Source organism: Marinilabilia rubra, assembly GCF_003121985.1.
Lineage (GTDB): Bacteria > Bacteroidota > Bacteroidia > Bacteroidales > Marinilabiliaceae > Marinilabilia > Marinilabilia rubra.
In genome coordinates, this window is the sequence record NZ_QEWP01000024.1 from 1 (window position 1) to 16,046 (window position 16,046).

The window sequence follows — 16,046 nt, forward strand, 5'->3', positions numbered from 1 at the left end:
CGTATTTGGATTTCGTGCGGTCTCCGATAATCCCCATTACCACATCGCTGATTCCATCACTGGAACGGGCAATTAGCATCAATAACCCTACCGCAGCAGGATTGAGACCAAATACATCGGTATAAAACACAATCAGGAAAGTAGCCACCCCGCGCCAGGCAATATTGGCGGCTGCATCCCCAAGAGCGTAACCTGCTTTCTCTTTGATGGTTAGTTTGTGAGTAGTTTCAGACATTTATTTTTGCATATTATCAAGTTCTTACTATTTTTTATTCAAGGAAAAGCCATAACAGGCTTGTAGGTAAACGAAAACAACTCATCGCTGAACATGTAATATCTGGCAGGCTTATGCGATACATGATATTCCTTTTCAGTCAAGGGAATGACATATTTGGTACGAGCTATTTTTTTGCGAAAATTACGCTTATCAAATTTTCGTTCCCACAGCTCCTCAAAAAGGTTCTGCATTTGGGTAAGGGTAAAACGGAGTGGCAAAACTTCGAAACAAATGCCACTTGTAAAGCTTTTATTCCTCAAATATTTTTTAGCTTTTTCGAGCTCCTTCTTTTCATGCCCGGGCAACAGATCCAATCTTTTTTGCAAAGGTTCCCATTTACGCAATTGTTTAAATACTGAGGCAGAATCACTTCCCATTGAGAAGAGCGTCAAATAAGAAACCACCAATACATTGGTATGATCTATTACTTCATCCCGAATCTCCACCTGATAAATGTTTTGGCATGGATGCCCCAATAGCCGCTCGGCTTGCTGACTGGCACATTCCTGCAATCCATCTTTGGTCGTTAACTCTTTCATAAAACACCCTGAAGCAGAAATTCGAAAATCAGCCCCCACAGGCATATCAATCAAAATTTGAAGACTCCTGTCAAAAAAGCTAAGAGGAATTAATTCAATAAAAACTCTCATAGTCAAGCTCTTTTTTGAAAAATAGATTGAACCACATCCATTGCATGATTCCCTCCTTTCAAATTGCTAATCAAACTCACCAAATTTCCCTGGTAAAGATTCAATATATTCACTTAACTCAGCTTTTAATTGTTCAAGAACCTCATGATATTCGGGATCATCAGCCAGATTATTCTTTTCATGCGGGTCTTTTTCCAGATCATAAAGTTGATCTCTCTCTGCATAATTGGGATACCTTTTAGTGGCAAAAAACTCTGCATCACCTCCACCGGGGATAATTTGTACGTGGCCAAATGGTTCGGTCGGATCTGTATTATTGGGCTTACGTCCTCTCAATTTGAGTTTTTTATTGTAAGCTGCCAGAATTCGCTTTCTGTCTTTCTGTGTAAGTTCTTTTACCCATTCCGGGTATCTGAGTGCAATGTATTTATACCTTCCCTTGCGAATGCCTCTTGAGTAGCCAATTTCGAAGTAAAGAGATTCCCGACTTTCAAATTCTTCGGCTTCCAGAACATCTACAAAGCTTTCACCATCAAAAGAACAGTTCGTAAAATCAACATTGGCAAAATCAAGAATCGTTGGGGTAAAATCGACATTAGAGACCAAAGCATCTGTTTCATGACCAACCTTAAACCCGTCAGATTTCCAAACAATACTGGGGTTACATGTTGCTCCCTGGTAAACGGTACCCTTGGCAAACTGCCCATGATCGTTGAAAAAGAAAATGATGGTGTTATCATAGAGTCCTTCTTCTTTCAATCCCTTAATCAGAGCACCAATGGCATCATCCAGCCATAGAAGATTAGCATTGTCATTATTAACTTTTATGCCGGCCTCATTTAATCTTTCCGGGATGGTACTTTTATGTGGCAACACATCAGGCGCCTCTTCAAGTATGCCTATGGGCGTAATGCGGCGGTCAGCATTCCAGGACCGATCGGCCTCCTTTGGACCATGTGGCAATGTTGTGGCAAAATAAAGAAAGAAGGGCCTGTCATCCTGCTGTTGAAGAAATTCAAGAGCAGCTTCTGTGGTCCAGTCCAGGTTATGAACTGCCAATGCCCGGGGCCCATTGAAATCAGGGTTTTCATAAAAAATTCCATCCGCATATTCAAATCCCGTTTTTTGGAATGCCTCAACGGTCAACCTGTAGTTTTCTATTTGTTGTTCCATCACCCTATCGCTGGCTGTATCGGCAGATAGTGGGATATCTTCCCAGTCTTTTACTTCAATAACGTGATTCTTACCAACAGCTCCTGTTCTATAGCCGTTATGTTTCAATATTTTAGCAAGACTGGTATCCGAGGGTAATATATGGGTATTCCATTCGACCACCCGTTGTCCGTCATTCTTTTGGGTTTGACGAAGAAAACCAGGATTGTGCGCCCGACTGGCATACTTCCCGGTTAAAACACTGTATCGACTCGGTGTGCAAACAGTGGAACTCACATGCTGTCCCATTAGGATGGTGCCCTCTTTGGAAAGTTTATCCAGATTGGGAGTAAGATTTGCTCCTTTACTTTCAGGTAAAAAGTTAAACATATCCCGGGTCATATCATCAGCAATAAAAAAGATGACATTAGGATGTTCCTGCCCAGTTGTCTGCGCCCCGGATTTGTAAAAAGGCAACAATAAAAACAAAAAAGGGAAAATTAGTTTTATTGATCTCATAGTTGTGTAATTCAGAATATTATTGTTTGGCCTTACTGTAAATAGCATCCAGCGCAAGAACTAAAAATACTGCTGGTGCATTCCAGTTAATAGCTACCTCATTGGTGGAATAACTGCACTCTTCATCCAAATAGGAAAGCGCCGGATAGGTACCCGGATAGTTTTCCGGACCGCAATCTTTACGGGCCTGCATAGTGGGACCTCCCACCAGGAGACCGGGGATTGGTTCAGCAATCTCATCTGCATGAGACCGGCGATCATGAATGTTAACAGGTGATTTATCCCCAAACCCGGTCACAAAGCATTGTCCCAGAGGATTTGCACCCATTAGATATCCCACACAGGCATCTGCTGCTTCGAGGTATTCAGTATTTTCACTAAGTAAATAGGCATGGATAAACAAGATGCCGATATTCGAAAGCTCTCCGTTACTACCCCATGGAAATCTGGCAAGTGGCACTTTATAGGCAGATTTTTTATAGATGTTTAAAAAGCGATCTGCCATATCCAGCAGCGGTCTTTCAACATTTACGGTACTTTCGGGGGTGTTCATACCATCCTGCATGGACAAAGAAAAAAGTCCTAAAGTGGACACCCTCCCCCATTGGGGCAACGAGAATTTGACCGTGCTCTTTTTCAAAAAATCCCTGTATTTTTCCTCTCCGGTGGCAGCAAACAATTCAGCAGCAGCCCAGAACCATTCATCGCCAAGCTCCTTATCCTTATACTGGCCGGTTTTAATATCATCAGGCTGAACATATAGCACTTCGGGATTTTTCATAGCCCATTCCCAGGCATTTTCTGCCTGTTGAAGAACAGAAGGTGCATCTGGCATTTCTCCCCCGTCCAGATCTTTCAGGATGCGATAGGCTTTAGCTGCCGTAGCTGCAAAATCAAGGGTGGCAGAAGTGGTTTTCATTACCACATAGCGCTTCAGGTCATCCTCGTGAGGCATCATCATACCTGAGAATCGCTTCGAGGTCAACTTATGATAAACCCCACCATCGTTGGGATCCTGCATGCTGAGCATCCAGCGGAAATTGTAGAGTGTTTCATCCAGCAAATCTGAGATGCCATTCCCCGATTCCGGAATATTAAGATAAATATCTCTAAAGTAATATTCATACAAATCATAAAGATGAAAAAGCGTATAGGTAGAAATGCCTGAATTCACCATGTATTTGTTATAGTCACCTGCATCATACCATCCACCGGGAGAGGATATGATCATGCCTTCTTTCCGGTTTTTATCAGCTGCTGAACTATGAATAATCACCTCATCATCGGGATGACCGGCAAGACGGGCATATTCGCCGGCATAAGCCTCCTTGAGCTCAAATGAAGCCCTGGCAAAATAGAAAGATTTTAGAAGAGATTTCCCCAACTTTTTATATTGCCCATTATCAATATCAACTTTGGCCAATAATTCATCACCAACCACAACCTGATAACTCCCTTCCTGTGTAACTTCACTAAAATCAGCAAATCCGGTTTTCGTGCCTGATTCCGGCCAAAACTTAGCTTTTGAGACCTTCCCTTCAATCACGAAGTCTCCCTCCTCCGAAAGAATCATAAAATCTTTTCCACTGAAGTGTTCATCCAGGAAGACTCTTTTTACGGAATTAGGATGATAGGCCGTCTGACTGGAGTATTGCGAATAGGCAGCAGTTGTTACAAACAAGCTCAATCCCATCAGGGACAAAACCTTCCATCCCTTTTTGTATATATTGGAAAACATCATATACCTGAATTTTTAATAAAATTATTTTAGGATGAAAGGAATGGTTAATAAGTCCTTGTCACGCGAAGAACTTCCTACCATCACTAAAAACTCTCCTTTTTCAACAACCGGCGTCATATCTGGTCCGAGAAACTTCATCATTTCGGGAGTAATTGTAAACGTAACCTGCCGGCTTTCTCCCCTTTTCAGGGCAATTCTTCGAAAAGCCTTCAGTTCCTTGACAGGCCGGGTTACTGAAGCATACTTGTCTTTTAAATAAAGTTGAACCACCTCATCTCCATCGCGATCGCCAACATTAGAAACCACCACTTTTACTTTCAGTTTTTCTCCTGCCCGGAGAGAGGGTTGCGACAACTGAATGCTTTCGTAATTGAATTTCGTATAACTAAGACCATAACCAAAATGGAACAAAGGTCCGGTCTCGTCATCCACATATTTATGGAAATAGTGAGTAGGTTTATGATTGTAGATACTTAATTGCTGTCCAACAGTTCGGGGGATAGAAACGGGTAACTTTGCTGAAGGATTAATTTGACCAAACAGCAATTCGCCCATTGCCAGGCCACCCATACTACCAGGCTCCCACGCTTCCACTACCGAAGGTACATTCTCTGCAATCCAGTCAATGGCCAGTGGACGGCCGTTGATCAAAACCACAATGGTTGGGGTACCAGTATTATATATGGCTTTTACCAACTCTCTTTGAAGTCCGAAAAGCTCCAGTGATGACCGGGCTGAATTTTCTCCGGCAGTTTTTTCATTCCAATCCCATCGAAACGAATTACTGCCAACTACAACCACCGCATAATCTGCTTTTTCTGCTTTATCCGCCGCCTGTTTTATGTGCTGTTCTGTTAAATTTCTGGGGTTAATACCCACATCAAGGAAATCAATATTACAATTTACAGGAGCCACTTCTTTAATACCCTCGAGAATGGTGGTAACATTTTCATCGGGTTGCTGGTGCGACCAGTCTCCCAGCACAGTTTGATTATTGGCATTGGATCCGGTCACAAAAATTCTTTTCCCCTGGCCCTTTAATGGTAAAAGTTCCTTTTCATTCTTTAGTAAAACCAAAGATTTCCGGGCCGCTTCAAGAGACGTATTCTGATGATTCGCATTAAACAAGACCTTTTCTTTAACTTCCGGATCCACAAAGGGATTCTCAAAAAGTCCTAACTTAAATTTAGCAGTCAATATGCGTCTTGCACTCTCTTCAATTCTACTTTCAGGTATTCTTCCTTCTTTTACCAGCTCCACCACATTTTCCAAAAACCCGGGGCCATGCATATGCATATCCATTCCGGCCATTACCGTCTGATAACAAGCTTCTTTCTGGTTTTCAGCCACCAGATGTCTGGTATGTAATCTTTCAATGTCCATCCAGTCACTTACAACAAAGCCTTCGAACCCCAGCTCTTTTCTCATCACCTCTTCCATCATCCATTTATCGGCATGACAGGGGATTCCATTCAATTCATTGTGTGCCGTCATTACTGAAAAGACGCCAGCATCAACAGCAGCTTTGTAAGGAGGCAAAAACACCTCTCTGATAGTACGTTCCGAGAGATCTGTTGGCGCACCATTCAAGCCATTTACCGACTGACTGCCGGCTATCAAATGCTTGGCACATGCCAAAACATTCATTTTTTCAGGATCATTGCTGTTTTGAAGACCTTGAATCATTGCGACTCCCATTTTCGACACCAAAAAAGGATCCTCGCCAAAAGTTTCCCCAACTCTGCCCCACCGGGCATCTCTGGCCACATCTACATTAGGGGTAAAAGTCCATGTCGATCCCGCTGCTCTGACTTCCCGGGCTGTTTCCACAGATAATCTTTTCACAAGCGTTGTATCCCATGTACTGGCGAGTCCGATGGGCGTAGGATAAACCGTGGCTCCATTAACCAGGGCCGTTCCATGAATGGCATCTATCCCAATCAATAAGGGGATTCCCAGTCTACTCTGGGCCGCCAGCTTTTGAAGATAGTTGGCTTCTTCAATATCCAGAACATGCAGAAAGGAACCAATTTTGCCCTCGTCTACCATTTTCTCCACATCCGATGAATGAAGACCAGGGTAAAACCCTTGTGCATCACTTTGGGCTAATTCATCTTTGGTGAGATTCTTTTCGGCCTGCCTCATATGCTCCAGGCCTACAAACTGGCACATTTGTGCCACCTTCTCCTCAAGTGTCATTCTACTTAAGAGATCCTGAACCCGTTGCTCAACATCCAAAGAAGCATCTTTATAATCAAGACCTGCTTCATTTTGACTAACGGTCTTTTGTTGACAGGATGCCAATAATACTCCTGCCAGCATAAAAAAGGCCAGACGAACTGCAATATTCATGAGGTAATATGTTTGTATTTACAAATGGTCTCAATCATGGGAGGGGCATTTTTCAGGTATGGGTATCAAAAAGAGCAGGATGCTCCTGAACAAGGAGCAACCTGCATATTCTCCATTAATATCCCGGATTCTGATCTTCAGCGTTAATATTAGGATTAGCTGTGATTTCGGAAAGAGGAACAGGCATCAGCATATTCCTTGGATTATCGGGTAACAATACGTCGCGTTGAATTGAGAAATCATAAATCTCCGTATTGTTATGTACATCCACCACATGCTCTTTGAAATAGTCATACCCACGTCTTCTGGTGTTAAACCATGCATGACCTTCTCCAAGCAACTCATAACGGTATTCATACATAATAGAGTCGCGGAATTGCTCTTGTGACATACCACTCCAGTCCGCAGGCTCGGAAGATTCTGTCTCACCCGATTGACGAGCCCTTGCCATCACCTCATTCACATACTGGTAGGCATTATCAGGACCATTCAACTCATTTTCAATTTCGGCCAGCATCAGCAATAAGTCGCCATACCTCAATGCAATATAATTCTGATTGGTGTTGTAATTAAGCAAAGTATGGTCTTTGATGTAATATTTGAACAAGAAAGGATAACTCTTATCCTTACTACCCCTTCTTCGTGTAAAGTCAGGATAAGTATTAATTACCTGCGTGTTTCCATTCTTATACTTTATCCATTCTATGAGAAAAGTAGATTCCAATCGGGGATCGGTTGGATAGCGTGCAGCATGAAGGTCATAACACTCTACATTGGGTTTAATGCGGCCCCATACCGATTGTCCGGCATTTCCATTAGAGGGTGTAAACAGCTGATGTAAACGAAGAGTATTCTCCACGTTACCCTGCACTTCAAAAACAGATTCAACCGTATTGTTTCCGGTTTCGGCAAACCAAAGATCTCTGTAATTATCAACCAACGAATATTGTCCATACACTTTTATGGCTTCGTCATATGCTTTTTGCCAGTATTCGGTTTCAGACGCAGTCTGCCCCCCCGCCAAAGTCATATAAACTTTAGCCAAAAGCATGTTGGCCGCATAGTTGGCAGGACGACCGGGGGTTTGCGATGCAGGCTCTTTCAACAAGCCCGCTGCTGCTTCCAAATCACGAATTACCTGTTCGTAAACGGCCTCTTCAGTTGCCCGTGGCTGATTAAGAGTTTCTGTATTAACAATAGAATTAATTAAAGGTACCCCCCCATAAATACGAACGAGGTTGAAATAAGTAAGACCTCTTAAAAAATAAGCTTGTCCAAGAATATTGTTCTGCTCTGCATCATCCTCAAGAGTTACTTTCTCAAGGTTGTCGATCACATCATTGGTACGCCCAATGGTCTGAAATCCGGCCCGCCAAAGATTTTCAACATAGTTCAATGAAGGAGAAGTTTCAAGAGAAACTATTCCCGTCAAATTTGCATCTTTCCCGGTGGTAAACAAACCGGATGAAAGTTGTGTAAGGTGCAAAAAGTCGGCACCATAATAATTAAAACCTGCCAATGTAGAATAGCAACTATTCAGTACATTATTGGCTCCCTCTACATTGGAATAGAGGTTATCTGCAGAGGGGAACTTAGGATCCTCATCCATTTCGCAACTGCTGAAAAGCCCCAATGCGAAAACCAAAAGGAAATAGAATATATTATTCATCTTTTTCATCTTTCTTAATTTTGAATTCAATTAATCCTTTTCTTCTTAGAACGTAATATTCATTCCAAGAAGGAACGTGCGCACACTTGGAGAACCAACCCAATCAACACCCATAATGGTACCGTCGTAAAGGAAACTGGTGATTTGAGGGTTGTATCCGCTATAGTCGGTCAACGTAAACAGGTTGTTTCCTGAAGCGTAAATATGAACATTTGAAAATGCTTTCAACCAATCAGATGGAAGGTCATATCCAACAGTTACATTATTCAATCTCAGGTAACTTCCATCTTCTACAATTCTGTCGGTCAAATACTCATTCTCATCATAACCAATGCGTGGATAGGTAGCAGAAGTTGCATCAGGACGCCAGGCATTTACGTAGGCATCTTTGCGGATATTGGTACTCTGACCTTCAGCATAATCGAGCTCCATACTGTATCCATTTACTATTTCATTGCCATACACACCATCAAATAGTGCACTAAGAGTCAGATTTTTATATCTGAAGTTCAGATCAAAACCATAGGTAAAATCAGGATTTGGATCGCCAATGATGGTTTTATCTGATTCATCCACATTGCCATCGCCATTTTGATCAACCATAATCACGTCACCTGCCTGATTTGGGTTCCCGTTAAAAGTAGGCCCTTCAAGAGCAGTCGTCTCGTCCTGGTAAATACCATCCGTCTCCCAGCCCCAAAAAACACCAAGGGGTTCGTCTTCCATGAAGACGTTGGCGGGCTGTTTAAAATAGGTTCCTGTAGAAACTTTATTTCCAAAATAGAAAACTTTTTCCTGCTCTTTTCCGTCAATCCAAACCGTTGAAGGAGATAGACCAAGATCTTTAATAGTACTGTTATTAAAGGAAACATGCCCTCCAAGATCAAGTGACACATCCTTTTTCTCCAGAACATATCCGCTCAAAGACAACTCAACACCTTTATTTTCGATGGTTCCGCGATTGATATACATGCTGGTAAACCCATTTGAAGGTCCCAGTTCAATTTCCTGCAACAGATCCTTGGTGCTTTTGAAGTAAGCGTCAATATTGGCACTTAAACGACCTTTGAAGAAAGCCATGTCTAATCCAGCATTGTACTGCTCACTGGTTTCCCAGGTAAGATCTGGATTTGGAATACGGGCCGGAGCATTCGCTATAACAGATGAGTTGCTGGCGTCAACATAATAGGTAGTGGTATAAGTACCACGCGTTTGATAAGGTGATATGGCCTGATTACCGGTTTGCCCCCACCCCAGTCTCAATTTCAAATTATGGAAAATATTAAGGTTATCAATAAACGGTTCCTGCATCATTCTCCAGGCAACTGCCATAGAAGGAAAGTATCCCCATTGGTTCCCTTCACGAAACTTGGTAGATTGGTCCCCTCTGAAACTGGCGGTCAAAACATATTTATCGCGGAAAGAATAATTCACACGCCCAAGGAATGAGAAAATAGCCTCTTCCTCAGCCAAAATACTGAAAGGACGATAAATCAACTGTCCTGCCTGAGGATAATCTGCTCTCAGCGTCTTTAGCGGAAAACTGGCAACTTCATATACTTTATTGTCTTTAATTACACCGTCATAAGTTACACCGGCAACAGCATTAACAGAATGATGACGATTAAACTTATTGCGGTACATCAAAAGATTGTCTACTACATAAGAATACCGGTCCAGATAAGAGTAATTGGCAAGACCATCCTCTTTACGACCTTTGAAAATTTCACGGTCATAAAACTTGGTACGATCCTTTTTCCGGTAATCAAGCCCTCCGTTGACTTTGTATTTCAAGCCCTTCAACAGTTCATACACAAATGAGACCCGGGCATTTACTCTCAATTCTTCTGTTTGATCATCATAATCGGTCAGCCATGAATAGGGATTAGAAACTTCAAGATCCAGTTCATCATCATCCAGGTTATCTCCATTCAAAGGTCTGTAAGAAAGCACCTGCTTAACAAAACTTCTTTTACCACCGGAACGACTTCCCCCCTGAGCAAAAGAACCATTTTGATACATCATACTTACGCGGGAATCAAATTTAAGCCGGTCGGTAAGGTCACTGTCAAAGTTAAACCTTAAATCGCCACGTTGAATCTTAGTGGTTTCAACAATTCCCTGAGTATCGCTAAAACCGGCTGAGAAATAATATTTTGAATTATCGGTACGTCCGTTTACAGACAATCCTTCTTCATGACTGAGACTCATCTCATAAATTTCATCCTGCCATTTAACCTGCTCAATTGGGGTATCTCCAATAATGGATTCATCTCCCTCATTGGTAATGGGATATATTAGTCCATTCTCTATATGATACTTAGGATCAAACCCCTGCAAACCATTAGCCTCATTTTGATAATCCGCATACATTACAGGATCAAGAAGATCTAATTTCTTGTTGATCTGGCTCCATTCCAAAGAGCCATAAGCTTTAATACTGGCTTTTCCCTTCTCTAAATCTCCACCACTCTTTGTGGTAATCAAAACAACTCCGTTTGCCCCACGTGATCCGTAGATAGCTGTAGCAGAAGCATCTTTCAGCACCTCCACGCTTTCAATATCGCGGGGATTCAAACCGGTCAAACCATTCTGGGCCGACTGAAGTTCGTTGGCATCAGTAGAAGGATCGGACACACCTGTTCCGGCAGTACTTATTATTACGCCATCAACAACATACAACGGTTCATTATTCCCCCGAAGACTGTTGGTACCTCGTATGCGTACACTTACTGCTCCTCCCGGGTCACCAGGATTATTTACCACCTGCAGACCAGCTGCACGTCCCTGAAGAAGCTTATCAACAGAGGAATACTGACTGGCCACTTCCTCGCTTTCACGTACGCTAACTACCGCACCTGTCAAATCTCTTTTCCTAACCTCTCCGTATCCAACAACCACCACTTCATCAAGAGCCTCAACCGACTCTTCCAATACTACATCAATTTTGTTTCGATCACCAACACTCATATTCACATTTTCAAAACCAATAAATGAGAACTGAAGCGTTGTTTCGTCTTTACTAAGAACCAAATTATAATTACCCTGATTGTTTGTAATGGTCCCATTAGTCGTCCCCTGTTCTACCACCGATACTCCCGGTACAGGGCTACCACTTTCGTCTGTGACTTTTCCTGTAACCTCTTTCCCGCTTTGGGAAAAAGTATAGGAGGATATTAATACCATTAACATCCACATCAATAACTTTTTCATAGACATGCTTTTTATTTGTTTTAATTGATTTTCGATAAGGCAATTTTAACACCTATTAAGAGAAACAGGTGGGTTGAAATCGTTCGATATGGGTGGAAAAAGGATTCAACCTCAAACCAAAACACACTAACACCTATCCTTCAGTCTTTTAACAAATTCAAACAAGATAACAACTCATCCCATTACAACATTAACAATTATTACAATCTGGAAATAAGAATCGTTTTCTACAACCCTTAAGAACGATTTTTACCCCCTTTTTTCGAAACTACTTTTTTTACATAAAAACACATCCTTTTCCAATATTTTGTAATTATCTTTGATAACAGGTAAGTAAAACCAATAATTGTCTTTTACATTGAAATTCTGCACTTTGCAATTAAAATTCTTAATCCTTAGTTTTCTGATTTCCCTTGCATTTGTTTTCGAAACCAAGACTTACGGGCAATTGGAGATAAAACAATTCAATCATCTTTCTGTAGATGAAGGATTAAAGAACAGCCGGGTGGTATCTTTACTACAGGATACCCTGGGTTACATGTGGTTCGCAACCCATAGTGGCATCGATAAGTTTGATGGCCGCGAGATTCAAAACTACAGTCTTACTCCTTCCGATAATCAACTCCAAAAGGACAATATCATTAACTGCATTGCAGCTTCGCAGAAGTATGACATTCTTTGTGGCACAAAAAAAGGGAACATTTATTTCTACAACCGGGAAAAAGATGTTTTTCAGAAACTATTACCCAACGAATCAAATGACAATCTCTATAACATTTACTCAATTCTAGCATTAGATAATATTATTCTGGTCGGCACCTCCCAGGGGTTGTTCTATTTCAATTCTCAAAAAAAAGAAATAACAGCCATAAAGGAGATTTCGGCTGCGGTTAACTCAATTATACAAACATCAACTCATCATTTTCTAATTGGCACTTCAGAGGGTCTTTTTCAGTTATCGTCATCCAACAAGAAGTCTGATAAAATTCAAAGCTTTTTAAAACCATTAAAGATGGTGGAAAATGTTGATATCAGATCGCTCTATTACAACAAAAAACGCACACTGTATGTTGGGACACATGACACCCGCGTTTTAAAATACAGCCTTGATGCCAGGGACAGTATTACTTTAGTTCTCACCAGGAGTTATAGCGCCTCAAGTGAAACCTACCCTATAAACGACATCATACCTACCCCAAAAAACTCGTTGGCTTTAGCTGTCGACGGTCTTGGGTTGATTGAAACCGGGACAGATCTTGAACTCATTAAAAGATATTCCTCCAACCCAAACAATATTTCCTCACTTTCTTCCAATGGATTATACAAATTGTATTTCAGTGCCAACAACATACTTTGGGTAGCTACCTACGGGGGTGGGGTCAATTTTTCAGACCCCAATAAAAAACAATTCAATACTATTCAACACACCCCATATTTGAATAACAGTCTTCGCAACAACGCCGTAAATGCTATTCTGGAAGTAAATCCTTCTGAATTGTGGATAGGTACCAAAACGGGAATTAGTATTCTAAACAAAAACGGATGGTACCATATCCCACCCCTAAAAAGTTCCAACAAACTCCACATCATGTCTATGCTAAAATGCAATAATGGAAACATATGGTGTGCTACTTATGGAAGTGGTCTGATAAAAATAGATCCTCAAACAAAAGAAATAAGCATTGGTAATTCCGACAGCAAAGACTTCAGAAAACAAGAAACAGATTTTTTATACAAAGTATTCAAAGACTCCAAAGGTCGGATATGGACAGGAGGAATAAAGGGAGGTATCACCATCATTGACAACACCAACCAATCCAGACAGATAGTTAATATATCAAATGTAAGGTCGATGGCAGAGCATGAAGAAGCAGTTCTGGTTGGAACACTTTTCGGTTTGTTCATAGTAGATATGGAGACGTTGAAAGTCACAAGGCCCTCTCACCTTCAACTATTAAATAACCGAATCATTTCCATTTCCCTAAAACCAGACGATCCCTCTCAAATTTACCTGGGAACCGATGCCAACGGTTTATTGATATGGAATCAGAAAAAGGATTCCATTATTCGGTATACCAATAATAGTCACAGTCTTCCCTCTAATTATATTCGAGGCTTGGTCTGGGACCCTCAAAATAACTTATGGGTAACATCTACGGGCGGATTATCGTCTTTTAAAGACAGCATCTTTGTCAATTACAATAAAACCGACGGGCTTGCCAACACAGAGTTTACTGAAAATGCAGTTTGCGGCCATAGTTCCGGCCAACTGTATCTGGGTGGACACAAAGGTGTTTCGTATTTTTTCCCTGAAGAAATCACCCCTTCCGACCAGAAGGTGAAACCCATATTAAAATCCATCAAACTTTTTGGAGAAGAACTAACCATAAATCCTGACGGACCTTTATATAAAAACATCAATCTTCAAAAGGGACTGAACCTGACCTACAACCAAAACTCTCTGAATATTAACTTCGGCGCTATCAGCTACACCAATCCACACAAAATAAGGTTCATGTGGAGGCTAAAAGGGTTTGAAGAAAAATGGAATGAACCCACCACAATCAATGAAGCCATTTATTCAAAATTGCCTCCGGGCAACTATACCTTTCAAATAAGAGTAGCCAATGATGATGGAATCTGGCAATCCTCAACTAAAGAATTTAGCATTCTTATCAATGACCCCTTCTGGAAAACAGGGTGGGCCTACTTAACTTACATCGTTTTATTCATTGGCCTTTTAGCCTTAATTTTCCATTATTACCATACCATTGTTCAGGAGAAACATGCACTGGAAAAACAACAGTTCTTCATTTCTGTTGCGCATGATCTGCGAACTCCCCTATCCCTCATTAAACTGCCTATTGAAAAACTAGTTCACAATACTAAATCTGAAGATGCCGAATTTAGAAGCCTTTCTCTTGTCAAACGCAATGTTGACCGGTTAACAAATTTGGTAAACCAGCTGCTTGACTATCAGAAATCCGATTTAAAAAAGATGCAGCTCCAAATTGAAGAACATAACCTACACCATTTTCTGAAGGAAAAAATTGAGTCATTTAAACCATTGGCAGAAGAAAAAAGGATTGAAACAGAACTTACCGATTCTTGCAACAGTGTAGAGGTCTGGTTTGATAAAAACAAACTGGAAAAAGTAATTTTTAATCTATTGTCAAATGCATTTAAGTACACCCCTTGCGGTGGAAAGATAAGGATTTCGATACAACAATCCAAAAACCATGTAACCATAAATGTCTCGGATACAGGGGAAGGCATTCCAAAAGACCAGCAAAATAACATATTTCAACGTTATTACCGAGCCACGAATGCAATCAACTCTCAAGAGGTTGGTAGTGGTGTTGGATTAATTTTATCCAGACAACTTGTGGAGCTCCATCATGGAAAAATATCTTTTGAAAGCGAAGAAGGAAAAGGCTCAACTTTCACAATTGAATTACTGAAAGGGAAAGATCATTTTTCAGCCATGGATTTTGCATCTGGCAAAAACTCTTCACCGGCTCTTAAGCCAATTTTAAGATCCAATGAAAAGAAAACGGAGCCTTTAGAAAACGGACCCAAAATTCTAATTGTTGAGGATAACACAGAATTGATCGAAACTCTGGCTTCAGAACTACAAAACTTTTTCAGGGTCTTCAAAGCTTACAACGGACAACAAGGGATTGATATGGCGAATGAAATTATGCCCGATTTAATCATTTCTGATGTTATGATGCCGGTATTGAATGGACATCAACTGTGTATAAAATTAAAAAGCGACCTTAATACATGTCACGTACCCATTATTTTATTAACTGCCCTGGATTCTTTGGAGTACAAAAAAGAAGGAATTGAACGAGGTGCAGATGCTTACATTGAAAAACCTTTCGATATAAACCTGCTAATCACGCAAATAAAAACACTCTTAAGAAACCGGGAACTACTCAAAAACAAATTTTTACTGCCCTCCTCTGAAATAAAAGATACCTTTCCCTCAAATCCAGACCAGAATTTTCTGGAAAAAATTCGTGAATTTGTAGTATCGAACATTGACAATCCGGAATTATCTGTAGAAGCCACAGCTGCTGAAATTGGAATAAGCAGACCTGTTCTGTATCGAAAAATCAAATCTCTGACTAATTTATCACCTCAGCACTTTTTAATGACCATAAAACTAAAAGAAGCCGCCCGAATAATGAAACAAGAGGAAAAGAATATTAGTGAGACAGCATATATGATAGGATTTTCTGACCCAAAGTATTTCAGCCAGATCTTTAAAAAGCATTTTGGAATGACACCTTCTCAATACCTTAAAAAAAGCGAGTAACCTGAGTATGATAAAGATTGGCTTAACAATCGGATTATATAACAATGGATCGTTAGCCCTAAAGCTTCCGGATAGATATAAGATTTAAAAGAACCGATATGACTACCTGCCCCTTAACACCCCTGACTGCAAGTGCTTGATTTTTTTTG

8 protein-coding genes are annotated in these 16,046 nt (G+C 40.9%); 1 reads left to right on the top strand and 7 read right to left on the bottom strand.

The features are described 5' to 3' along the window. From DDZ16_RS18630 to DDZ16_RS18660, 7 genes are all read right to left on the bottom strand, one after another. A partial coding sequence (locus DDZ16_RS18630) for an MFS transporter (protein WP_198416765.1) occupies positions 1–235 on the bottom strand: 235 nt, incomplete at its 3' end. 38 nt (positions 236–273) lie between these two features. After that, positions 274–927 carry an NrtR DNA-binding winged helix domain-containing protein gene (locus tag DDZ16_RS18635; protein ID WP_109265998.1) on the bottom strand — a complete coding sequence of 218 codons (654 nt, stop codon included), beginning with the start codon at positions 925–927 and terminating at the stop codon, positions 274–276. A gap of 66 nt (positions 928–993) precedes the next feature. Continuing rightward, entirely contained in the window at positions 994–2,598 is a 1,605-nt protein-coding gene (locus tag DDZ16_RS18640; RefSeq protein WP_158275708.1) for a sulfatase family protein, read from the bottom strand. A gap of 19 nt (positions 2,599–2,617) precedes the next feature. Then, positions 2,618–4,339: a glycoside hydrolase family 9 protein gene (locus tag DDZ16_RS18645; protein WP_109266000.1), complete on the bottom strand. Its 1,722-nt coding sequence runs from the start codon at positions 4,337–4,339 to the stop codon at positions 2,618–2,620. 21 nt (positions 4,340–4,360) lie between these two features. Next, positions 4,361–6,691 carry a glycoside hydrolase family 3 N-terminal domain-containing protein gene (locus DDZ16_RS18650; protein ID WP_198416766.1) on the bottom strand — a complete coding sequence of 777 codons (2,331 nt, stop codon included), beginning with the start codon at positions 6,689–6,691 and terminating at the stop codon, positions 4,361–4,363. 115 nt (positions 6,692–6,806) lie between these two features. Further along, positions 6,807–8,369, bottom strand: a complete 1,563-nt coding sequence (locus tag DDZ16_RS18655) for a RagB/SusD family nutrient uptake outer membrane protein (RefSeq protein ID WP_109266001.1) — start codon at positions 8,367–8,369, stop codon at positions 6,807–6,809. 36 nt (positions 8,370–8,405) lie between these two features. Beyond that, a complete protein-coding gene (locus DDZ16_RS18660) occupies positions 8,406–11,573 on the bottom strand; it encodes a SusC/RagA family TonB-linked outer membrane protein (protein WP_158275709.1) in 3,168 nt (1,055 codons plus the stop codon). Between the two features lie 373 nt (positions 11,574–11,946). On the opposite strand from DDZ16_RS18660, the gene DDZ16_RS18665 reads away from it, so the two are divergent. Then, the gene (locus DDZ16_RS18665) at positions 11,947–15,897 is read left to right on the top strand and encodes a hybrid sensor histidine kinase/response regulator transcription factor (RefSeq protein WP_146192264.1); all 3,951 of its coding nucleotides are present in this window, start codon (positions 11,947–11,949) and stop codon (positions 15,895–15,897) included. Positions 15,898–16,046: the final 149 nt, after the last annotated feature.

Excerpts from the sequence above, each read along its gene's own strand:
- DDZ16_RS18640 (WP_158275708.1), bottom strand. The coding sequence starts at position 2,598 with ATGAGATCAATAAAACTAATTTTCCCTTTTTTGTTTTTATTGTTGCCT.
- DDZ16_RS18650 (WP_198416766.1), bottom strand. The coding sequence starts at position 6,691 with ATGAATATTGCAGTTCGTCTGGCCTTTTTTATGCTGGCAGGAGTATTA.
- DDZ16_RS18655 (WP_109266001.1), bottom strand. The coding sequence starts at position 8,369 with ATGAAAAAGATGAATAATATATTCTATTTCCTTTTGGTTTTCGCATTG.
- DDZ16_RS18645 (WP_109266000.1), bottom strand. The coding sequence starts at position 4,339 with ATGATGTTTTCCAATATATACAAAAAGGGATGGAAGGTTTTGTCCCTG.
- DDZ16_RS18635 (WP_109265998.1), bottom strand. The coding sequence starts at position 927 with ATGAGAGTTTTTATTGAATTAATTCCTCTTAGCTTTTTTGACAGGAGT.
- DDZ16_RS18660 (WP_158275709.1), bottom strand. The coding sequence starts at position 11,573 with ATGAAAAAGTTATTGATGTGGATGTTAATGGTATTAATATCCTCCTAT.